The organism is Aquabacter sp. DMC10, from assembly GCF_056314145.1.
The window spans coordinates 214051-234037 of sequence record NZ_JBQUYX010000009.1 but is presented as its reverse complement, the minus strand read 5'-3'; the positions used below and the strand labels follow the sequence as shown (position 1 = coordinate 234037).

Below are 19987 nucleotides of genomic sequence, written 5' to 3'. Positions count from 1 at the left end.
GGTGCCCGGGACGCCAGACGCCAAACACCAGACTCGGGGGGAGGGCGCGGGGGACCGCGCCCCCAGGATCAAAGGGCGGCGCAGACGGACTTGACCTCCGTGAAGGTGCGGATGGCGTCCGCCCCTTGTTCACGACCCCAGCCCGATTGCTTGAAGCCGCCGAAGGGCAAGGCTGGGTCAAAGAAGTGGTGCATGTTGATCCACACGCTGCCCGCCTTGATGCGCCGCGCCATCTTGTGGGCAATGGAGAGGTCGCGCGTCCAGACGCTGGCGGACAGGCCAAAGGGCGTGTCGTTGGCGGCCGCCGCGACCGCATCGAGGTCGTCATCGTCATAGGACATGACGCACAGCACCGGGCCGAAGATTTCCTCGCGCACCACGGCCATTTCGGAGCGGGTGCCCGCGAGGATGGTCGGTTCCATGAAGTAGCCGCCATTGCCGAGCCGTCCGCCGCCCGTGACCATCTCGGCGCCGCTCGCCATGCCCTGGTCGAGATAGCCCATCACGCGATCCAACTGCCGGCGGGAGACCAGCGGCCCCATGGTGGTTCCCGCCTCCAGCCCGTGGCCGATGACGAGCTTGCCCGCCTCGGCGGCGATGCCGTCCACCACCCGGTCGTGGATGGACCGGTGCACGAAGAGGCGCGAGCCGGCCGTGCAGACCTGCCCCTGGTGGAAGAAGATGGCCGAGGCGAGGCCGGGAATGGCCCGGTCGAGATCGGCATCCTTGAACACCACCATGGGCGACTTGCCGCCCAGTTCCAAGGTCACGCGCTTGAGGCTGGAAGTGGCGGCGCGCGCCACCGCCTTGCCCACATCGGTGGAGCCGGTGAAGGCCACCTTGTCCACGTCCGGGTGCTCGGCCAGCGCGGCGCCGGCGGTGGTGCCATAGCCGGTCACCACATTCACCACGCCGGGCGGAAAGCCCACCTCCGCGATGATCTGCGCGAGGCGCAAGGTGCTGAGCGGTGTCTGCTCCGCCGGCTTGATGATGCAGGTGCACCCCGCCGCGAGGCTCGGGGCCAGCTTGTAGGCGGTGAGCACGAGGGGGAAGTTCCAGGGCACGATCTGCGCCACCACGCCGACGGGCTCGCGCAGGGTGTAGGCGTGGAAATCGCCGGGCGTGGACACGCCCACCGTCTCGCCGGTGATCTTGCTCGCCCATCCGGCCATGTAGTGATAGGTGGTGGCCGAGAGGCCCACATCCACATAGCGGGCATAGGCGACCGGCTTGCCGCAATCGATGGCCTCGATCTCGGCCAGTTCATCGCCCAGTTCCTCGAGCCGGGAGGCAAAGCGGCTGATGAGCTTGCCCCGCTCAAGGCCGGTCATGCGGCCCCAGGGGCCGTCCAGCGCTTTCCGGGCGGCGATCACCGCGAGGTCCACATCCTGCACGCTGGCACTGGGCACGGTGGCGATCACCGTGCCGGTGGCGGGATCTTCCACGTCGATGGTCTCGCCGGAGAGGGCAGCGCGCCATTCCCCGCCGATGAGCATGCGGTGTGGCCCCGGCACGAAGGTCGCTGCCGCGGTCTTGAGCAGGGAGAGGCCGGAAGGGAGGTCGGTTCGCATGGGATGGGCTCCTCTCACGCGTGCGCCAGGCCGTAATGGGCCTTGATGATCTCGCCGGCCCGCTCGCCGATGATGACGGTGGGCGCCATGGTGTTGCCGGTGGAGATGTCCGGCATGATGGAGGCGTCGGCGATGCGCAGGCCCTGCACGCCGTAGACCCGCAGTGCGCCATCCACGACGGACATCTCGTCCTGCCCCATCTTGCAGGTGCAGCTCTCGTGGAAATAGGTGCCGGCGGCGTTGCGGATGAAATCTTCCAGGGCCGCCCCCTGGAGCGGGCCGGGCATGACCTCGCGCTTGCGATAGGGGGCGCAGGCGGCCGAATTGCCGATCTCGCGGCACATTTCCACGCAGCGGACCATGGCCCGCATGTCGGTCTGCGTGGAGAGGAAATTGGCCTCGATGATGACCTTGTCGAACGGATTGGCGGAGGCGAGGCGCACGCGGCCGCGACTGTCGGGGCGGGCAAGGCCCGGCGCCAGCGTCCAGGCGGAGGCGGGGCCGACCGGCAGGTCGAATTGCTTGGCGGTGACTTCCGAGCCGAACGGGGTTTCCTCCAGCACCGGCATGAGATCCGGCGTCTTCAGGGAGGGGTCGCTCTTGGCGATGAAGACGAACTCCGCCGCGTTGTTGCGGGGCGGTTCGGGGGTGATGTACTCCCAGCAACAGCCGGCGAGCAGGATGTGGTCCTGGAAGTTCCGGCCCACCCCCGGCAGATGCTGGCGCACCGGGATGCCATGGGCGCGAAGCTCGGCCTCGTCGCCGATGCCGGAGAGCATCAGCACCTTCGGCGTGTTCATGGCGCCCAGGGAGAGGATCACCTCCTTGTCGGCGCCGACGGTGTAGGAGCGGCCGCGCCGGGTGAAGGACACGCCCGTCACGCGCGCGCCCTCAAATTCGAGCCGGGTGACCTCGGCGCAGAGCAGCACCGCAAGGTTCGGCCGGTCCATATAGGGATGGATATAGGTGGCGGCCATGGACACACGCTGGTTGCCATCCTGCACCAGCACATTGGGCAGGCCGCAGCCCCCCTCGCCCTCCATGGCGGCGCCGTTCATGTCGTCCACATGGGGGATGCCGATGTTCACGGCGCCCTCGATGAGCCCGGCGACGAGGGGGATGGGGTCTTCCGGCTGGAGGATGTTCAGAAGGCCGCCGGTGCCCCGGCGGTGCGCGTCCTTGGGGCCCTGCCAGTCTTCCACCCGGCGGTAGATGGCCAGCACCGAGTCATAGTTCCAGGCCGGGTCGCCGGCGGCCTCGGCCCAGCGGTCGAAATCATGCTTGTGCCCGCGCGCCCAGACCGATCCATTGATGCTGGAGCCGCCCCCCAGCAGCTTGCCCATGGGCAGGAGCGGCGTGCGCCCATTGAGCGTGGGCGAGGGCTCCGCCTTGAATCCCCAGTCCCGTTCCGTGCCGATGTTCCACATCCATTGGGTGGAATCGATCACGGACGGCACACGGTCGCTGCCGCCCGCTTCGAGCAGAAGGACCGTGACCTCCGGGTTCTCCGCCAGCCGCCGCGCGACCACGCAGCCCGCGGAACCGCCGCCGCAGACCACGAAGTCATAGGTTGAGTTCACGTGCTCGTTGAGGATTTCCCGGTCCACCCTGAGTCCAGCCAGCATTGTCGCGTCCTCGTTCTGCCGTGGCGCATCCTGTTGGCGGCTGGCGAAGGCCCGCCGCCGGGCCTGGAACCAGCAAGGGGCATGCCAATCGTTTCTGTACGAATGAGTTTTCCCCCGCCGGGGCGGAGCGGGAGCGCGCGGAAACGCAGGGATCAAGGCCTGACGCTGGCGCCCGCGGCCGGGTCGCGCAATTCATCGCCAATTCATCGACAAATCGATTGAATACTGACCTAAGGTCCGATGAATACAGTTTTGGCAAATAAAACCCCGCCTGCCTGAATCATATGCATGCAAACGACGAGGCGCCCCGGCAGCGGTGGTCTTGCCTTCCTTCACGCGGGCCGGGCCGGGAGGAGGGCATGGCGGGTGGGTGCTTCCTGAAGCCTATATTCTTCAAATTGTTATGAGAGGCTTGGCCGCCATTTCCCACTCGGCTTCAGGCGTGCTGACGGCGCCATCGGGCGAGAAATGTTTGTATAAAAACGAATTGGTACATCGCTTGCTAGTTGAGGTCCCGGGAGCCCCCCTGCGGTGACCCGAGGCGTGCGCCGCCCCACCCGCCGTTCTGGTGCTTTCCGATGCATGCGACACGCCGGCTGCAGGCGCGCCGGCGGGCGCCAGGCTCGTCCATATGCGCCTCCATACGAGGGGATCTGAAGATGACGACACCTCTGCAAACTTTTACGGAGCAGGTGACGACGCACCAATATCTGGTCGCCTTCTTCTATATATTCGCCACCATTGGCGTGATGCTCGGCGTGGCGGCGATCATTCTGATCGACGCGGGACTGGTGAAGCGCGCCAACCTTATCGACACCATCGTCCAGAAGGTGCTCTCCACCTTCATCGCCGGCGCCGCCTTCATGGTGGTGGGATATGGCATCTGGAACTGGCAATATTACCAGGCCTTCGGCGTCCCCGATGCCCTGTCCGTCGCCATCAAGGACTGGTCCATCTTCGGCGGCAACCTCCTGCACTTCTCGCAGAACATCGATCCCAAGGCGGTGGCCGAGGGGGACACGTTCCAGATTTTCAGCGTCTTCTTCTTCGCCTTCGCCGGCCTCACCGCCATCCTGATCCACGGGGCGGGCCTGGAGCGGCTGAAGGCCTCCGCCTGCTACATCACGTCGGCGGTGGTGGGCGCGGTGGTGGTGCCGTTCGCCGCCTATCTCACCTATGGCTCAGCCAGCCCGCTGACCAATGCGGGCCTGCATGATTTCGTGGGCGCCTATTGCCTCTATATGGTGGTTGGCGTGTGGGCGGTCGTGCTGGCCTGGCGGCTCGGCCCGCGGAAGGGCGGCGTCTCGGCGCCCGGCAGCTTCTCGCTGCTGACCATCGGCGTCCTGCTGCTGCTGCTTGCCATCCCCATGTTCGTCATCGGCTGCGGCTTCATGGTGCCCGAGGCCGGCTATTTCGGCCCCACCCTCGCCACCTCGGGGCTGGGCATTGTCTTCACCAATGTCTTCCTGTCCTTCGCCGGCGGTGCGCTGACCGGCGGCCTCCTCGCCTATCGCAAGCAGAAGCCCGCCTACATCCTGCTGGGACCGATTGCCGGCTATATCTCCTGCTCGGCGCTGTTCGACGTGGTGATGCCGTGGCAGGCCTTCGCCATTGCCCTTCTTGGGCCCTTCATTCTGGTTGGGGGCGAGCGCCTGCTGCTGGCGGTGGGCATTGACGAGCCGAAGGTGGCGCCGCTGGCCCTCGGACCCTCCATCTACAGCGTTCTGATGGCGGGCATTGTGGGTGCCGGCGTGCCGCAGGGCGGCTTCTTCGGCATCAAGGACGGCGCCTTTGCCTTCCAGCACGCCACGGTGAACCTGGGCATGCAGGTGCTGGGGCTGATGGTCATCGTCGGGCTGACCGCCGTGACGGCCTTCGTGGTCACCTACCTGATCGAGCGGACGGTGGGGCTGCGGGTGTCGGCCGAAGCGGAAGAGAAGGGCCTCGACGTCAGCCTTTGGATGCAGGCCGTCTCCGCCACCGCTCCCGAGCCGCAAGGGGCGGCGCACGCGAAAATCGCGTGAGGGATCGGGCAGGGGCCTTGAGCCCCTGCCCGTCGCATGGGCGTGTTTCCCACCCCTGGGGGCGGTGTCAATCATGCGGGGCCGGTGACGAGGGCCTGGTGTTGCTGCCGTCGAATAGGCCGCCCGGACCGCGATCCGTGTGACCGGCTCAGTGGCGCGTGCATCCCGCCCGCTTCAGCATGTCCGCGACGATCAAGGGCGTCGCCGGTGTCTCCACCGCATCGCGATCCCCAGCCCTCCCGAGCGCTTGGCCGACATTGGCCGCGTTCAGGCTCATGGAGGTCTGGCAGGTCACGTCACCGATCTTGGCAACCGCGCCCGCCGTCTCACCGACGCCGGCCAGATAGGCGGTGAGGACTTGCTGCGCCATGCGGTCGGTCGGAGCCTTCCCCAGCATCTCCGTCACCTGAGCCACCGAGATCTGGCCACGGGACGTGGTCGGCGTGGCAAGGGAGGGGGATGCCGTGGAAAGCAGGGTGGCGCAGGCCACAAGGGCCAAGGCGGGTTTGACGGGGCGATGGGGCATGGGAGACCTCCGATGTGAGGATCAATCTGTTTCATGACAAAAAATTATTGTCAAACAATAATGATTGGGGCAAGGTCGACCGGGATCACAGAGGAGCCGCTGCGCCATGGTTCGATCATCCGCTCTGCCCGACATGACCTGCGAGCAGGACCGCGAGAGGCGCATGGGGCGCATCCGGCAGCTCAGCCGGCTGATGGCGACGGGCTGCCTGGTCTCATCCTGGCTGCTGGCCGCGGCCATGTTGGTCTATTGGGCGACAACGCCGGCGCCCGCCGTGTTCAGTCAGGCCGGACTTGCGGGTGATCCGGCGGCGGAGATCGATTTTTCGGTGAGGATGCTCGCCTTCGCGGTCTCGATGCTTCCCCTGGGCGCGCTCATCTATGGATTGCTCAGTGCGCGCCGTTGCTTCAACGCCTTCGCGGCCGGCCAGATCTTCTGCAGGGAGCCGATCCGGCGACTGAAGGGATTTGCGATGGGCATCGCGGCCTCCGCTCTGCTGAAGCCGTTCGCCGGAGCGGCGCTTTCCCTTCTTCTAAGCCTCCACCGCCCGGCGGGCGCGAAAGTGCTCATGCTGAACATCGGCTCCGATACGCTGATCGCCCTCATTTTCGCGGGGACGATCGCGGCCATCGCCTGGGTGATGGCCGAGGCCTTGGATATCGCCGATGAAAACAGACAGTTCATCTAGGGGGCAGGGAATGCCGATCCGGGTGCGACTGGGCGTGATGCTCGCCGAACGCAATGTGAAGTCCAAGGACCTGGCCGAATACGTCGGCATCACCGAGGCCAATCTCTCCCTTCTCAAGCAGGGGAAGGTCAAAGGCGTCCGATTTGAAACCATTGAGAAAATCTGTCAGTTCCTGAACTGCCAGCCGGGGGATCTACTCAGATATGAGGAGGACGCATCCGCCGACGATGGCAGCAAAGATGGATCATCTCCTTAGGCAAGGCCGGCAATGCCGCAGCCGACCTTTGTTCATGTCAAAGAGGAACAGAACGACGGTCGGTTCTGGGGAGCAGGAGGCTTCCCGCACCGCTGTGCCTGCATTCGCTACGAGAGCGCAAAGCCTTGCACATGCTCGGCTTTGAAACGGCGCAACGCGATGTGAAGGGGAGAAATGGTGCCGCAAGAGGGATTCGAACCCCCGACCCCCTCATTACGAATGAGGTGCTCTACCAGCTGAGCTATTGCGGCATCCTGCGGCTGTTGGGGCCGCGCACGCCATCGACCGCCGGGGCGATGCGAGGACGTTAGGGGCCTTCTCATACGTGGCCACGCGGTGAGTTGCAAGCCCGCCCTGCAGGATCTCCCCAGGCGGGGCGGGGACCTTGCCGCTGGCGCGCGGCGTGGACGGTCCCTTGACAGCAGCCGGGGCGTCTTGCGCCGCCCCGGCGGGCGCATTAACGAAAGGCATGTCCAGCGATCAAGACAAGGCGGCCCGTCTCGCCAGCGCCCTGCGGGCCAATCTCGCACGGCGCAAGGCGCAGGGCCGTGCCCGCCAGGCGGCCGAGCGGGGGCAGGGGGGGGCAGCGGCCGGCGCGTCGGCATCGCCCGCGCCGGAACCCGCGACAGCGGTACAAAGTCCGCCCGAGGTGCGGCCCGTGTCGGGCGGGGAGGGGGCCACGGCGCCCGTGGCGGCGACGCCCGACGGCGCGGCCGAAGCCGCCGCCTCCGCAAAGCCCGGGAACGCAGGGTGATTGTGCGCGCCGCGCCGCCGGGCTAGACACGCTCTTCAGCCTCCGTAAAGGCGGGGCGCGCTGAAATGCGGCGGAGGCAATCAAGGAGCGTTTTGCGCATGGACAAGATCCGCATTGTCGGCGGCCAACCCCTTCAGGGCTCCATTCCCATTTCCGGCGCCAAGAACGCCGCCCTGCCGCTGATGATTGCGAGCCTGCTCTCCGAGGAAAAGCTGATCCTGGAGAATGTCCCGCGGCTTGCAGACGTGGCGCTGCTCCAGCGCATCCTGGGCAATCACGGGGTGAACGTCACCACCAATGGCAAGCGCGTGGGCGATGATCCCCATGCCGGCCAGACGCTGGAGCTGGATGCCCGCGTCATCGTGGACACCACCGCCCCCTATGACCTTGTCTCCCGCATGCGGGCGAGCTTCTGGGTGATCGGCCCGCTCCTGGCGCGCATCGGCGAGGCGCGGGTGTCGCTGCCCGGCGGCTGCGCCATCGGCACCCGCCCGGTGGACTTCCACCTGGACGCGCTGCGCGCGCTCGGCGCGGAGATCGACATCGACCAGGGCTATGTGATCGCCCGCGCGCCCAAGGGGCTCACCGGCGCGCGCATCGTCTTCCCCAAGGTCTCGGTGGGCGCCACCCACACCGCGCTCATGGCCGCCGCGCTCGCGCGCGGGGAGAGCATCATCGAGAATGCCGCCCGCGAGCCGGAAATCGCCGATCTCGCGGCCTGCCTGGAAAAGATGGGCGCGCGAATCAGCGGCGCCGGCACCTCCACCATCCAGGTGGAGGGCGTCGCCCGCCTGCGCGCCGCCCGCCATGCGGTGCTGCCCGACCGCATCGAGACCGGCACCTATGCCATGGCCACCGCCATGGCCGGGGGCGACGTAACCCTGCTCGGCGCGCGGGCCGACCTCCTGGAAAGCGCGCTCGACACGCTGCGTCAGGCTGGGGCCGAGATTGACGTGACCAATGAGGGCATCCGCGTGCGCCGCAATGGCGCCGGCATCTTCCCGGTGGATGTGGAAACCCAGCCGTTCCCGGGGTTCCCCACCGACCTGCAAGCCCAGTTCATGGCGCTGATGACCCGCGCCAAGGGCCGCTCCCACATCACCGAGACCATCTTCGAGAATCGCTTCATGCATGTGCAGGAGCTGGCCCGGCTCGGCGCCCGCATCCAGCTTGATGGCGACACCGCCACCGTGGACGGCGTGGAGCGCCTGAAGGGCGCGCCGGTGATGGCCACCGACTTGCGGGCCTCGGTTTCGCTGGTCATCGCCGGCCTTGCCGCCGAGGGCGAGACCATGGTGCAGCGGGTCTATCACCTGGATCGCGGCTTCGAGCGGCTGGAAGAGAAGCTCTCCCGCTGCGGCGCGCAGATCGAGCGCATCAGCTCCTGATCTGACGCAGGGCCGATCGCGCCCTCCGCCCTTGCGCCACCGGGGGCGCGACGCTATCTGCCCGAGGAGAGGGCGGTGGATGGGTCCTGTGCGCCGAAGGGGGCCAGGACCAGACATCACGCGCGCTCCATCAAGGCTTTAGCGCCTCACGCCCGGATCAGGCTCCGGGCCAGGGGGCGAACCGACGGCCCCGGAAGAAGGCGGACGCATCATGGATGGCCTCAAGCTGCTCGCGCTGGACATGGAGGATCTTGCCGTCATCTCCGCGCATCTCCAGGACGCGGTGGTGAAGGTGAAGGACATGGGCTTCCTGCCCAGCTGCCAGCGCTTCGCCTTGCTGCTCAACCGCTTCGACTGGGACAGCAAGGAAACCGCCGCCCAGAATGTGCGCCGGCGCGCAGGCCTGCATTTCGAGCGGGTGAGCGCGGCCAAGGTGCGCGGCATCGACCTGAAGAACGGCGAGGCGGTGCTCAATCTCCTCGCCATCACCTTTTCGCCCGACGACGAGCCCTCCGGCACCGTCGCGCTGACCTTCTCGGGCGGCGGGGAGATCCGGCTTTCGGTGGAATGCATCGAGGCGCGGCTTGGCGATCTCGGCCCGGCCTGGGGCTGCTCCAAGGCCCCCGTCCATGAGGCCCCTTCGGTAGCCGGCCCTGTGAAGGATGCCTCGCTCTGAGGCCCGGGTGAGGCGCGCACGGGCGCGGCGCGGCGCCGCGTGGCGCAAAAATAAGCCCATATGGGCTGACCACCGCTACCCAGGCCGTGGGAAAATGCTCTAGAGCCTTGGTCCGACCTGTCTGTCTTCAAGGAACGAGAGAGCGGCCGCCGCCGGCAGGGGCGAAGTTCCTGTCGCGGAGCGCACTCCAGGAAACGGCATGCCCATCCGTATTGACGCCCAGAGCCCCGATTTCCCCGCCGCCTTCGCCGCCTTCCTGGCCGGCAAGCGGGAAGTGTCCGTGGACGTGAACGCCGCCGTGGCCGACATCATCGCCGACGTGCGCGCCCGCGGCGATGCCGCCCTCATCGACCTGTCGCGCCGTTACGACCGGGTGGACCTGGAAGCCCTGGGCATCAAGGTCACCGACGCCGAACTGGACGCCGCCATCGGCCAGGTGCCGGCCGAGACGCTGGAGGCCCTGACCTTCGCCAAGGCGCGCATCGAGGCGCACCATGCCCGCCAGAAGCCGCAGGACGAGCGCTACACGGATGCCGTGGGCGTGGAACTGGGCCAGCGCTGGACGCCGGTGGACGCGGTCGGCCTGTATGTGCCCGGCGGCACTGCGGCCTATCCCTCCTCGGTGCTCATGAATGCGGTGCCCGCCAAGGTGGCGGGTGTGCCGCGCGTCGTCATGGTGGTGCCGGCCCCCGATGGGCAGATCGCGCCCCTGGTGCTGGCCGCCGCCCGCCTTGCTGGCGTCGACGAGGTCTATCGCGTGGGCGGGGCGCAGGCGGTGGCCGCGCTGGCTTATGGGACTGAGACCATCGCCCCGGTGGACAAGATCGTCGGCCCCGGCAATGCCTATGTGGCCGCCGCCAAGCGCCAGGTGTTCGGCAAGGTGGGCATCGACATGGTGGCCGGTCCGTCGGAGGTGCTGATCCTCGCCGACGACACCGCCAATGCGGACTGGATCGCCGCCGACCTCCTCGCCCAGGCCGAGCACGACACCGCCGCCCAGGCCATCCTCGTCACCGCCAGCGCCGCGCTGGCCGATCGGGTGGAGGCGGCGGTGGAAGGCATGCTGAAGACCTTGCCGCGCGCCGAGATCGCCGGCGCCTCCTGGCGCGACCATGGTGCCATCATCCTGGTGCCGGACCTCGACGCGGCCCTTCCGCTGGTGGACCGGGTGGCCCCCGAGCATCTGGAGATCCAGTGCGCGGAAGCCGAGCGCTTGGCATCCGCCATCCGCCATGCGGGGGCGATCTTCATCGGTGCCCATACGCCCGAGGCCATCGGCGACTATGTGGGCGGCACCAACCATGTGCTGCCGACCGCCCGCTCCGCCCGGTTCTCCTCGGGCCTTGGCGTGCTGGATTTCATGAAGCGCACCTCGATCCTGAAATGCACCGCCGAGGCGCTTCAGGTGATCGGCCCGTCGGCGGTGCGCCTGGCCCAGGTGGAGCGGCTCGATGCCCATGGCCGTTCCATTCTCATCCGTTCCAATGCCGGGGCGCCGGGGGGATCAGCCCAATGACCAAGGCCAAGCCGGTGAACCGCCTGTGCGCGGTCCATCTCGACGAAGGGTCCATCGGGCGCGGTGGCGCGGATGTGGAGCATGAGCGGGCCACCGCCATCTACGACCTTCTGGAGGACAACCGCTTCGCCCCCCACAATGACCCGGGGGAGGGGCCCTATACGCTGCATATCGGGCTCATGGACAACCGGCTCGTGCTGGACATCCAGCGGGAGAGCGGCGAACGGGTGGTGCAGCACCATCTCTCGCTGACCCCCTTCCGCAAGGTGGTGAAGGACTATTTCCTCATCTGCGAGAGCTATTACGCCGCCATCCGCACCGCCTCGCCCACCCAGATCGAGGCCATCGATATGGGCCGGCGCGGGCTGCACAATGAGGGGTCGGAGCTGTTGCAGGAGCGCCTGAAGGACAAGATCGAGGTGGATTTCGACACCGCCCGCCGCCTCTTCACCCTGATCTGCGCGCTCCACTGGAGGGGTTGAGGGTGGCCGAGCCTTCTGCGGTATCCTCGCGCTCAGCGCGGCCGCAATCGGTGCTGTTCATCTGCGGACAGAACGTGGTGCGTTCTGTCATGGCGGCGGCGCTCGCCAAGCACCTTTATGGCAAATCGATTTATGTGGGCTCCGCCGGCGTGATCGCCGGGGAGGCTGACCCGTTCGTGACCGCGGTCATGGACGAACTGGGCCTCGACGTGCAGCGCCATCGGCCCAAAAGCGTGGACGAGCTGGAGGAATATGAGGGGCTCGGCTTTGACCTTGCCATCTCGCTCTCCCCCGACGCCCACCACAAGGCGCTGGAGCTGACCCGCACCAACGCCTTGGACGTGGAATATTGGCCCACTTCCGACCCGACGCTGGAAACAGGCAATCGCGAGCAGCGCCTCGAGGCCTATCGGGCCGTGCGCGACGAGCTGGACAAGCGCATCCGTGCCCGCTTCCGCGCCACCTGACCGATCAAGGGCGCGGTTCCCGCTTGCCCCAGGCGGCCAGGAGCGGTCGCTTGATGGCAACCGCCCAGGGATGGGCATCCACCTTCAGCGGATAGAGCATGGTGACCGGGCCGGGCGGGAAATAGGCATAGATGCCCGGCAGCAGCCCATAGACCACTGCGCCCGCCGCCAGCAGCCCGGAGCCCACCCGCTTCAGGGGCGTCACGCTGGGGCACGGGGTGCGCGAGCGCGCCTCCGCCGCCAGCAGGAACAGGAGGCCGGCGCTGAAATTGGAGATGGTCAAGAGCCGCGACAGGTCCCACGCAATGGCCAGCACGGTCACCGGCACCAGGCCCGCCAGCGCCAGCGCGGCGTTGCGCCAGTCCGGCCGGGTGCGCCAGAACAGGAGGCCGAGGCAGGCGATGACGCTGGGCAGCAGGAAGAAGGCGAAATTGCCCACGTCATAAAGCGGCGCGCGGGAGAAATGATCGGCCATCACGACGAGCATCTGGCCCACCCCTTGGCCGAACTGCTGCTGGATGAGGGCCTGCTTCATCTCGGGGGTGAGCGGCATGCGCCCGATCTGGGCCACGGTGGCCGCCGGATCGGCGTTCAGCATCACGAAGGCCGCCACCGCCATGCCGAGCACGCCCAGCCCCGCAAGGGTCCACAGTGAGAGGGGCGTGCGCCGGTCGGGGGGCGTGCCCGGCAGCAGGCCGGCGGCCAGCGCCATGGGCAGCAGGAACACGAAAAACTCGTGCACCAGCGGGCCGATCGCAATGGGCAGCGCGGCGAGGAAGGGCCGGCCCGCCCATACCAGCAAGGCCGAAAGGGTCGCCAGGGCAAGGACGGGGGAATCCAGATAGCCGGCATCATAGGCCAACAGCGCCCAGCCCTGAGCGGTGAAGCTCCACAGCACCAGCCCCAGGAACACGATCTGGGCGCGGCCCTGCAGGCGCGTCATCACCGTGGCCGCCAGCGTGCAGAAGGTGGCGCCGAGCAAGACCAGGCACATGGCGTGGAACACCAGCACCGGCCGGGTCAGTCCCGCTTCGCTCAAGGGGCCGAACAGGCGATGGAACACCTCGCCCGCCAGTCCCCGCCGCACCAGGCCGTCGCCGTAGGAAATGTACCAATAGGGCAGGCCCCAGCCCTGCACCACGCCGCGCCAGCCCTTCAGCACATCCAGCCAGATGAGAATGCCGAACAGGACGAACCAGGTGGCAAATTCGCGCGCGCGGGTCGCGTTCATGGTCGGCATGGTGCCACTCCCTGTCCCGCCTGCCACGGCGGCCCCCTTGGCCTGACATGATCGCACCGGCCATGGCCCGCGTCATGTCGGCGGACGGCGGACGGGTGCGAGGCACCATAGCCCGAGTCGCCCGCCGCCGCTTAGCCGGTGTGCGCAGCACCGACCGGGGCGCGGATGGGCCCTATGCCTGCTAAGGCGCTCGTTCCGCACGGCTTTCCGCCGGGATCGCCAGGTTGCCCTGGCCTGCCGCACCGGCACGGCCCACCGGCGCGGCCATGCTCTGCACGCATCGCCGTTCACACCGCGCCGCCTTTGGGTTAGCGTCCGTCGGCCGCCGGTTGGGGCCAGCCGGTGGCCGCCGGCATGCGGCCGGCCGCGCGAGAAGAGGACGACGTGAGGGAAAAGGTGAAACTGGTGTTGGCCTCGGGCTCGCCCCGTCGGCTCGCCCTTCTCAATCAGGCCGGGATCGAGCCGGATCATCTCATGCCGGCGGACATCGACGAGACGCCCGAGCGGGGGGAGCTGCCCCGGCGCCTGGCGGTGCGGCTCGCCCAGCAGAAGGGGGAACTGGTGGCCGCGCGCGCCCGCGAAGCCGGCCTCGAGGGCATGGTGCTGTCCGCCGACACGGTGGTGGCGGTGGGCCGACGCATCCTGCCCAAGCCGGAGCTGCGGGACGAGGCGGAGGAGTGCCTGCGGCTCCTGTCCGGCCGCGCCCATCGCGTGTTCACGGGCCTGTGCCTCGTCACCCCCCGGGGACGGGCGCGCACGCGCCTGGTGGAGACGCGGCTGCGCTTCCGCCATCTGTCCCATGAGGATGTGACCGCCTATCTCGATTGCGGCGAGTGGCGGGGCAAGGCGGGCGGTTATGCCATCCAGGGCATTGCCGGCACCTTCGTGGTGAAGCTGACCGGTTCCTATACGTCTGTGGTCGGCCTGCCGCTGCCGGAGACGGTGGCCCTGCTTTCGGGCGAAGGCTATCCGGTGCGCGCCGGCTGGGCGGAGCGGGCGGCATGAGCGGCGCCAACGACAATGAAAAGGGCACCGGTCGCAAGGCCATGGGCCGCGGCTGCCCCATCTGCGGCAAGCCCCCGGTGGAGGCCTATCACCCCTTCTGCTCCAAGCGTTGCGCGGACGTGGACCTCAACCGCTGGCTGACCGGGGCCTATGCCATTCCGGTGGTGGCGGATGAGGACGAGGATGGCGAGGCGCCCGACACCGGGCGCCAGTAAAGGCAGATGCGTGCCCGCTTTGGGGCGACGTGGCGGAAAGCTGTGCGGGACGGGGGGTGTTTTTAGCGCGAGCGGCACGGTAAGAATGGAGGCATCGGGCGCCGATGGCGCCCCCGTGGGCGGCCCCCGCATCCGCCGTCCCCGGTTCCAGGGGTCCAAGGCGACCCCAGGGTGCCTGTGAGTTGCAGGAGTTCGCGCATGACCGTCGCGGCACGACACGCACCGGTGGCAGCGCCCATCTTTCGCACCGACGCCTTCATCAACGGGCGTTTCGTTCCCGCCCAGAGCGGCCGCCGTTTCATCGCGGTGAACCCGGCCACCGGCCAGCCGCTGGCCGAGGTCGCCTCCTGCGATGGCAAGGACGTGGACCTTGCCGTCCAGGCCGCCCGTGCCGCCTTCGAGGATCGCCGCTGGGCCGGCCTGAAGCCGGGCGAGCGCAAGCGCATCCTGGTCAAGTTCGCCGAACTGGTGCGCGCCGCCCGCGAGGATCTGGCGCTGACCGAGACGCTGAACATGGGCAAGCCCATCTCGGACGCCCGCTCCATCGACGTGCGCGCCACCGCCGATGCCATCGCCTATTATGGCGAGGCGGCGGACAAGGTGTATGGCGAGATCGCCCCCACGTCCGACGACAATCTCGCCCTCATCATGCGCGAGCCGCTGGGCGTGGTGGGCTGCGTGACGCCTTGGAACTTCCCCATGATTATGGCGGCGTGGAAGTTTGCGCCGGCGCTGGCCATGGGCAATTCGGTGGTGCTGAAGCCGGCCGAGGAATCGCCCCTGACGGCCCTCAAGCTCGCCGCCCTGGCGCAGGAAGCGGGCATCCCCGATGGCGTCTTCAACGTGGTGCCGGGCCTTGGCGAGGAAGCCGGCGCGGCACTCGGCCTGCACCCCGACGTGGACGCCATTGGCTTCACCGGCTCCACTGAGGTGGGGCGCTATTTCATGCGCTATTCCGCCGACAGCAATTTGAAGCGCGTGGCCCTGGAACTGGGCGGCAAGACCGGTTTCGTGGTCGCCCACGACGTGCCGGACCTCGACGCGGTGGCGGAAGCTGCCGCCGCGGGCATCTTCTTCAACCAGGGCGAAATGTGCACGGCCGGCTCCCGCCTGCTGGCGGACTGGCGCATCAAGGACGAACTGGTGGAGCGCATTTCCGCTGCCGCCCAGAAATGGATGCCGGACGATCCGCTCAACCCGGAAGCGCCTGCCGGCGCGGTGGTGAGCGCCGTGCACCAGAAGCGCATCCTCGCCGCCATCGACGAGGGCCTCGCCGAAGGCGCCCGCCTGGTGGTGGGCGGCACGGCCGTGCGCGAGGAAACCGGGGGCGCTTTCGTGGCGCCCACCGTGTTCGACGGGGTGGAGCCCAATTCTGCGCTGGCCCAGAAGGAAATCTTCGGCCCGGTGCTCTCGGTGATCGGCTTTGACGGCCTCGACGAAGCCGTGGAGATCGCCAACAACACCGTCTACGGCCTCGGCGCGGCGGTGTGGAGCGCCGACCTTGGCGCCGCCCACAAGGTGGCGCGGCGCTTCAAGGCGGGCGTCGTCTATGTGAACTGCTTTGACGCCGATGACATCACAACGCCCTTCGGGGGCGTGAAGCAATCCGGCTTCGGGCGCGACAAATCCCTGCACGCGCTGGAAAAATATTCCGACCTCAAGACCATCTGGACGCGGCTGTGAGGCTTTGAGGCCGTCGCGTCCGGCCTGTTATCCCTGTCCGTTCGACAACCCAGGAGTGTGCCTATCGTGTCATCTGCCCCGGTTTCAAACTCCACCGCCCACTGGCGTCACCTCGACGCCGCGCACCACCTGCATCCCTTCTCCGACACCAAGTCGCTGAATGCGGAAGGCGTCCGGGTCATCACCCACGCGCAGGGGAGTTACATCTACGATTCCGAGGGCAACAAGATCTTGGACGGCATGGCCGGCCTCTGGTGCACCGCAGTGGGGCACGGCCGGCATGAGATCGTCGACGCGATCTCCGGCCAGCTGAAGAAGCTCGATTATTACAACACCTTCTTCAAGACCACCCATCCGGCCGCCGCCGAACTGGCCGCCGCCATCGCCGACGTGGCCCCCGAGGGCATGAACCATGTCTTCTTCACCTCCGGCGGGTCGGAGGCGGTGGACACTGTGCTGCGCATGGTGCGCCATTATTGGGCGGCGCTCGAGCGGCCGGAAAAGCACATCTTCATCGCCCGCAAGAATGCCTATCACGGCTCCACCGTGGCCGGCGCCAGCCTTGGCGGCATGAAGCCCATGCATGCCCAGGGCGGCCTGCCCATTCCCGGCATCATCCATGTGCAGCAGCCCTATTGGTGGGGCGAGGGCGGCGACATGGACCCCGAGACCTTTGGTCTTCATGCCGCCCGGGAAGTGGCCCGCGCCATTGACGAGGTGGGCGCGGAGAATGTGGCGGCCTTCATCGGCGAGCCCATCCAGGGGGCCGGCGGCGTTATCATCCCGCCCTCCACCTATTGGCCGGAAGTGCAGAAGATCTGCCGCGAGCGGGACGTGCTGCTGGTCTGCGACGAGGTCATCTGTGGCTTCGGGCGCACGGGCGAGTGGTTCGGCTGCCAATATATGGGCGTCCAGCCGGACCTCATCACCTTCGCCAAGGGGGTCACCTCCGGCTATTTCCCGCTGGGTGGCGTCATCGTGAGCGATCGGGTGGCCGAAGGCTTCATTGAATACGGCGGCGATTTCAACCACGGCTATACCTATTCCGGCCATCCCGGCGGGTGCGCGGCGGCGCTGGCCAACATCAAGATCCTCCAGGACGAAAAGCTGGTGGAGCGGGTCAAGACCGACATCGGCCCCTATCTCCAGGAGCGCTGGCTGAAACTGGCCGACCATCCCCTGGTGGGCGAGGCGCGCATGATCGGCCTCATCGGCGCCCTGGAACTGACGCCCGACAAGGCCACCCGCGCGCGGTTCGCCGCCGAGGAAGGCACCATCGGCCTCATCTGCCGCGACTTCTCCTTCCGTTCCGGCCTTGTGATGCGGGCGGTGCGCGACAGCATGATCCTCGCCCCGCCCTTCACCTTGAGCCATGGGGAGGCGGACGAACTGGTGGCCACCGCCCGCAAGGTGCTGGATCTGACCTATGCAGAGCTGAAGGAGCGCGACCTCCTGAAAGCGGCGCCCGCCGCCGCCTGAGGGCGGCCCCGGCCCTGTTTGCCATAGGCTGCGTTGAGAACGCCCGGGCCCAAAGCCTGGGCGTTCGCGTTTGTAGATGGCCTCGATCGCGGGCCGACCGCCGCGCCTTCGGGCGCGTCGGGAACCAAGGGTGGGGAAGGATGTTTGTCTCGCCGGCCCCTGCGGGCTGGCGAATGCGCCGGTTTTTTGTGGTCTGGGACTCTTGCGCGCTGGCCCCGGCCCCCAACCCTGAGGCCTCACGGAGCTCTTCTTGCCGCAGTGCAGAAGGCATCATGTATAACTCTGCGGGAACACAGTGGCGCTTCCGGCGTTTGTTAGATGGTTCGCTAGACAGGAGAGATCCATGCGAAATCATCTTTGTGCCGGCGCGGTTGTTCTTGCTGCGCTCGCTCCCGGTTTCGCCTTCGCCCAGGCGTCCACCGCCACCGGCGCCATTGGTGGCGCGGCCGTGGGCGCCGTGGTCGGTGGTCCCGTAGGCGCGGTGGTGGGTGGTGCGGTGGGCGCCACCATGGGTGCCGCAGCCGAGCCACCGGCGGAAGTGCGCACCTATGTGCTGGAAGAAAACCGCCCCTCCTACCGCGTCGAGCGCGAGGTGGTGGTGGGTGAGCCCTTGCCGCCTGACGTGCAGGTCTATGCAGTGCCCAAGTATGAAAAGTATCGCTACACCGTGGTCAATGACCAGCGTGTGATCGTCGATCCCGAGACCCGCAAGGTCATCCAGATCGTCCGCTAAGCCCGCTGATCCCAAAAATGGCCGCTCCCGCAGCGCGGGGGCGGCCATTTTCATGTGCCGATCAGGACGGGGCGCTGTCGAGGAACAGGGGCGCGCGCTTCACGAAGCTGTCGTACCAGGCCACAAGGCGCGGATGATCCGCCCGCCAGCGGCCCTCCAGGCGGAAGTCCAGATAGCCGAGCGCACACGCGAGCGCGATGTCGCCCACGGTGGGATCGCGATCCGCCGGCGGGGGCGAGGCTTCCAGCGCGTCGAGGGCGGCGGCCACCTTGCCGGCCTGGTGCGCCAGCCACTTGGCCACCCGATGCTCCTCCGGCCGGAAGCGCACCTCATAGACCTGGAGCAGGGCGGCGTCGGCAATGCCGTCGGCCAGGGCCTCCAGGCGCATTTCCTCGAACCTGGCCTCGGGGTCGGAGGGCAGCAGGCGCCCGCCGGACAAATGGTCGAGATAGGCCAGGATCACCGAGGAATCATAGAGCGGCCCCTTGCCCTCCCGGAGCAGGATCGGGATCTTGCCCAGCGGATTCTGGCTGCGCAGGGTGGCGTCGGGGTTGAGGGTATCGGCCACGTCCAGTTCCAGCGGGATGCCAACCAGAGCGGCGGCGACGCGGACCTTGCGGGCGAACGGCGAGGTGGGGGAATAGCGAAGACGCATGCGAACTCTCTTGGAAGGGGAAGACCCTTGTGCGGGTTCGCCTAAAGCCGTAGCCGGCTTCGCCGCCGTGAGATAGGGGCCGGGCCGCACTTTTCGCCCCGCTGCGCCGGCTCAGCCCTCCGGCGTCAGCCAGCCCACCCGCACCCGGCCCTTGCCGTCCCGCGCCAGAAGCGGGGCCAGGGCAGTGAGTATGGTGCGCATCTCCTCCGCCAGGGTGAAGGGCGGATTGACGATGATGAGGCCGGAGCCGGACAGGGTGTCGAGGCTGCGCGTCTCGGCGAAATCGATTTCCACCCGCAGCGTCTTGGGCATGTGGAGCCGCGCCACATCCTTGCGAAAGGCGTCCACCGCCCGCAAATCCTTGATGGGATACCAGAACATGAAGGTGCCGGTGGCGAAGCGCTCATAGGCGGCCTTCAGGCCGAGGCGCATGCGGTCGAACTCGCCGGGCTCCTCGAAGGGCGGGTCCACCAGCAGCAGGCCACGCCGCTCGCGCGGCGGCAGGTGGGCGCCGATGGCGTGCCAGCCGTCCTGCAGCAGGACCTTGGCCCGCTTGTCCTCGCCCATGTGCTTTTCCAGCTTCTGCTTTTCTTCCCGGTGCAGCTCGCAGAACAGGAACCGGTCCTGCGGACGGCCCAGGGCCAGGGCCAGCGCCGGGGAGCCGGGGTAGCGCTTGGGGCCGGCGTGGGCGCGCAGGGCGCGGATGGCGTCCAGATAGGGGGCGAGCAGAGCCAGGGCCGGGGCGGCGATCTCGCCGGCATCGGCGGCGGCCAGCACCTTCTCGATGCCCAACTCCGCTTCGCCGGTGCGTTGGGCATTGGTGCCCGCGAGGTCATAGAGGCCCGCCCCGGCATGGGTGTCCACCACCCGGTATGGGGTTTCCTTGCGGGCGAGATAGGTGAGGATGCGCGCCAAGGCGGCATGCTTCATCACGTCGGCCGGATTGCCGGCATGGAAGGCGTGGCGATAGTTCATGGACGGGCGTTCCGGCGGTTGCGCGGGCG

Annotated in this window: 19 protein-coding genes and 1 tRNA gene; 13 read left to right on the top strand and 7 right to left on the bottom strand. The window is 67.8% G+C overall.

Going from position 1 to position 19987, the window contains the following annotated elements; translation table 11 throughout:
- Positions 1 to 68: 68 nt before the first annotated feature.
- Entirely contained in the window at positions 69 to 1571 is a 1503-nt protein-coding gene (locus ACT54L_RS22255) for an aldehyde dehydrogenase family protein (RefSeq protein ID WP_476087836.1), read from the bottom strand.
- Between the two features lie 14 nt (positions 1572 to 1585).
- Entirely contained in the window at positions 1586 to 3196 is a 1611-nt protein-coding gene (locus ACT54L_RS22250) for a GMC family oxidoreductase (RefSeq protein ID WP_476087835.1), read from the bottom strand.
- A 659-nt stretch (positions 3197 to 3855) separates the two neighbouring features.
- Here ACT54L_RS22250 and ACT54L_RS22245 point away from each other — a divergent pair.
- Complete coding sequence (locus tag ACT54L_RS22245; RefSeq protein WP_476087833.1) at positions 3856 to 5220, top strand: hypothetical protein; 1365 nt, start codon at positions 3856 to 3858, stop codon at positions 5218 to 5220.
- Between the two features lie 148 nt (positions 5221 to 5368).
- Here the strand turns inward: ACT54L_RS22245 and ACT54L_RS22240 are convergent, their stop codons facing one another.
- Positions 5369 to 5746 (bottom strand): chlorophyllide reductase, encoded by a 378-nt coding sequence (locus ACT54L_RS22240; RefSeq protein ID WP_476087832.1) that lies wholly within the window; start codon positions 5744 to 5746, stop codon positions 5369 to 5371.
- A 163-nt stretch (positions 5747 to 5909) separates the two neighbouring features.
- On the opposite strand from ACT54L_RS22240, the gene ACT54L_RS22235 reads away from it, so the two are divergent.
- The gene (locus ACT54L_RS22235) at positions 5910 to 6434 is read left to right on the top strand and encodes a DUF2975 domain-containing protein (protein WP_476087831.1); all 525 of its coding nucleotides are present in this window, start codon (positions 5910 to 5912) and stop codon (positions 6432 to 6434) included.
- A 10-nt stretch (positions 6435 to 6444) separates the two neighbouring features.
- The gene (locus ACT54L_RS22230; RefSeq protein WP_476087829.1) at positions 6445 to 6690 is read left to right on the top strand and encodes a helix-turn-helix domain-containing protein; all 246 of its coding nucleotides are present in this window, start codon (positions 6445 to 6447) and stop codon (positions 6688 to 6690) included.
- A 175-nt stretch (positions 6691 to 6865) separates the two neighbouring features.
- Here ACT54L_RS22230 and ACT54L_RS22225 read toward each other — a convergent pair.
- Positions 6866 to 6941, bottom strand: a tRNA-Thr gene (locus ACT54L_RS22225).
- A 601-nt stretch (positions 6942 to 7542) separates the two neighbouring features.
- Here ACT54L_RS22225 and murA point away from each other — a divergent pair.
- The 5 genes from murA to ACT54L_RS22200 all read left to right on the top strand — a co-directional run bounded on the left by murA (position 7543) and on the right by ACT54L_RS22200 (position 11973).
- Positions 7543 to 8832: a UDP-N-acetylglucosamine 1-carboxyvinyltransferase gene (gene murA, locus ACT54L_RS22220; RefSeq protein WP_476087828.1), complete on the top strand. Its 1290-nt coding sequence runs from the start codon at positions 7543 to 7545 to the stop codon at positions 8830 to 8832.
- A 211-nt stretch (positions 8833 to 9043) separates the two neighbouring features.
- On the top strand, positions 9044 to 9508 hold the full coding sequence (locus ACT54L_RS22215; protein WP_476087827.1) for a DUF2948 family protein: 465 nt from the start codon (positions 9044 to 9046) through the stop codon (positions 9506 to 9508).
- Between the two features lie 199 nt (positions 9509 to 9707).
- Positions 9708 to 11024, top strand: coding sequence for a histidinol dehydrogenase (gene hisD, locus ACT54L_RS22210; protein ID WP_476087826.1), 1317 nt, complete (start codon positions 9708 to 9710; stop codon positions 11022 to 11024).
- On the top strand, positions 11021 to 11506 hold the full coding sequence (locus tag ACT54L_RS22205; protein ID WP_476087825.1) for a UPF0262 family protein: 486 nt from the start codon (positions 11021 to 11023) through the stop codon (positions 11504 to 11506). The genes hisD and ACT54L_RS22205 overlap by 4 nt, the downstream gene beginning before the upstream one ends.
- A gap of 2 nt (positions 11507 to 11508) precedes the next feature.
- Entirely contained in the window at positions 11509 to 11973 is a 465-nt protein-coding gene (locus tag ACT54L_RS22200; protein ID WP_476087824.1) for an arsenate-mycothiol transferase ArsC, read from the top strand.
- 4 nt (positions 11974 to 11977) lie between these two features.
- Here the strand turns inward: ACT54L_RS22200 and ACT54L_RS22195 are convergent, their stop codons facing one another.
- Entirely contained in the window at positions 11978 to 13213 is a 1236-nt protein-coding gene (locus tag ACT54L_RS22195) for a hypothetical protein (RefSeq protein WP_476087822.1), read from the bottom strand.
- A gap of 354 nt (positions 13214 to 13567) precedes the next feature.
- Between ACT54L_RS22195 and ACT54L_RS22190 the strand changes: the two genes are divergently transcribed.
- The 5 genes from ACT54L_RS22190 (at position 13568) to ACT54L_RS22170 (ending at position 18328) form a co-directional block, all read left to right on the top strand.
- Entirely contained in the window at positions 13568 to 14218 is a 651-nt protein-coding gene (locus tag ACT54L_RS22190) for a Maf-like protein (RefSeq protein WP_476087821.1), read from the top strand.
- Entirely contained in the window at positions 14215 to 14433 is a 219-nt protein-coding gene (gene yacG / locus ACT54L_RS22185) for a DNA gyrase inhibitor YacG (protein WP_476087820.1), read from the top strand. Before ACT54L_RS22190 ends, yacG begins: the two co-directional genes overlap by 4 nt.
- A 198-nt stretch (positions 14434 to 14631) precedes the next feature.
- Positions 14632 to 16116 carry an aldehyde dehydrogenase gene (locus ACT54L_RS22180; protein ID WP_476087819.1) on the top strand — a complete coding sequence of 495 codons (1485 nt, stop codon included), beginning with the start codon at positions 14632 to 14634 and terminating at the stop codon, positions 16114 to 16116.
- Between the two features lie 66 nt (positions 16117 to 16182).
- Positions 16183 to 17595, top strand: a complete 1413-nt coding sequence (locus tag ACT54L_RS22175; RefSeq protein WP_476087818.1) for an aspartate aminotransferase family protein — start codon at positions 16183 to 16185, stop codon at positions 17593 to 17595.
- 343 nt (positions 17596 to 17938) lie between these two features.
- Positions 17939 to 18328, top strand: coding sequence for a DUF1236 domain-containing protein (locus tag ACT54L_RS22170; protein ID WP_476087817.1), 390 nt, complete (start codon positions 17939 to 17941; stop codon positions 18326 to 18328).
- Between the two features lie 61 nt (positions 18329 to 18389).
- Here the strand turns inward: ACT54L_RS22170 and ACT54L_RS22165 are convergent, their stop codons facing one another.
- Entirely contained in the window at positions 18390 to 18983 is a 594-nt protein-coding gene (locus ACT54L_RS22165; protein ID WP_476087815.1) for a glutathione S-transferase family protein, read from the bottom strand.
- Between the two features lie 111 nt (positions 18984 to 19094).
- A complete protein-coding gene (locus ACT54L_RS22160) occupies positions 19095 to 19958 on the bottom strand; it encodes a 23S rRNA (adenine(2030)-N(6))-methyltransferase RlmJ (RefSeq protein WP_476087814.1) in 864 nt (287 codons plus the stop codon).
- Positions 19959 to 19987 lie beyond the last annotated feature (29 nt).

Coding starts and splice junctions, on each gene's coding strand:
- ACT54L_RS22255 (WP_476087836.1), bottom strand. CDS start 1,571: ATGCGAACCGACCTCCCTTCCGGCCTCTCCCTGCTCAAGACCGCGGCA.
- ACT54L_RS22250 (WP_476087835.1), bottom strand. CDS start 3,196: ATGCTGGCTGGACTCAGGGTGGACCGGGAAATCCTCAACGAGCACGTG.
- ACT54L_RS22245 (WP_476087833.1), top strand. CDS start 3,856: ATGACGACACCTCTGCAAACTTTTACGGAGCAGGTGACGACGCACCAA.
- ACT54L_RS22240 (WP_476087832.1), bottom strand. CDS start 5,746: ATGCCCCATCGCCCCGTCAAACCCGCCTTGGCCCTTGTGGCCTGCGCC.
- ACT54L_RS22235 (WP_476087831.1), top strand. CDS start 5,910: ATGGGGCGCATCCGGCAGCTCAGCCGGCTGATGGCGACGGGCTGCCTG.
- ACT54L_RS22230 (WP_476087829.1), top strand. CDS start 6,445: ATGCCGATCCGGGTGCGACTGGGCGTGATGCTCGCCGAACGCAATGTG.
- murA (WP_476087828.1), top strand. CDS start 7,543: ATGGACAAGATCCGCATTGTCGGCGGCCAACCCCTTCAGGGCTCCATT.
- ACT54L_RS22215 (WP_476087827.1), top strand. CDS start 9,044: ATGGATGGCCTCAAGCTGCTCGCGCTGGACATGGAGGATCTTGCCGTC.
- hisD (WP_476087826.1), top strand. CDS start 9,708: ATGCCCATCCGTATTGACGCCCAGAGCCCCGATTTCCCCGCCGCCTTC.
- ACT54L_RS22205 (WP_476087825.1), top strand. CDS start 11,021: ATGACCAAGGCCAAGCCGGTGAACCGCCTGTGCGCGGTCCATCTCGAC.
- ACT54L_RS22195 (WP_476087822.1), bottom strand. CDS start 13,213: ATGCCGACCATGAACGCGACCCGCGCGCGCGAATTTGCCACCTGGTTC.
- ACT54L_RS22190 (WP_476087821.1), top strand. CDS start 13,568: ATGCGGCCGGCCGCGCGAGAAGAGGACGACGTGAGGGAAAAGGTGAAA.
- yacG (WP_476087820.1), top strand. CDS start 14,215: ATGAGCGGCGCCAACGACAATGAAAAGGGCACCGGTCGCAAGGCCATG.
- ACT54L_RS22180 (WP_476087819.1), top strand. CDS start 14,632: ATGACCGTCGCGGCACGACACGCACCGGTGGCAGCGCCCATCTTTCGC.
- ACT54L_RS22170 (WP_476087817.1), top strand. CDS start 17,939: ATGCGAAATCATCTTTGTGCCGGCGCGGTTGTTCTTGCTGCGCTCGCT.
- ACT54L_RS22165 (WP_476087815.1), bottom strand. CDS start 18,983: ATGCGTCTTCGCTATTCCCCCACCTCGCCGTTCGCCCGCAAGGTCCGC.
- ACT54L_RS22160 (WP_476087814.1), bottom strand. CDS start 19,958: ATGAACTATCGCCACGCCTTCCATGCCGGCAATCCGGCCGACGTGATG.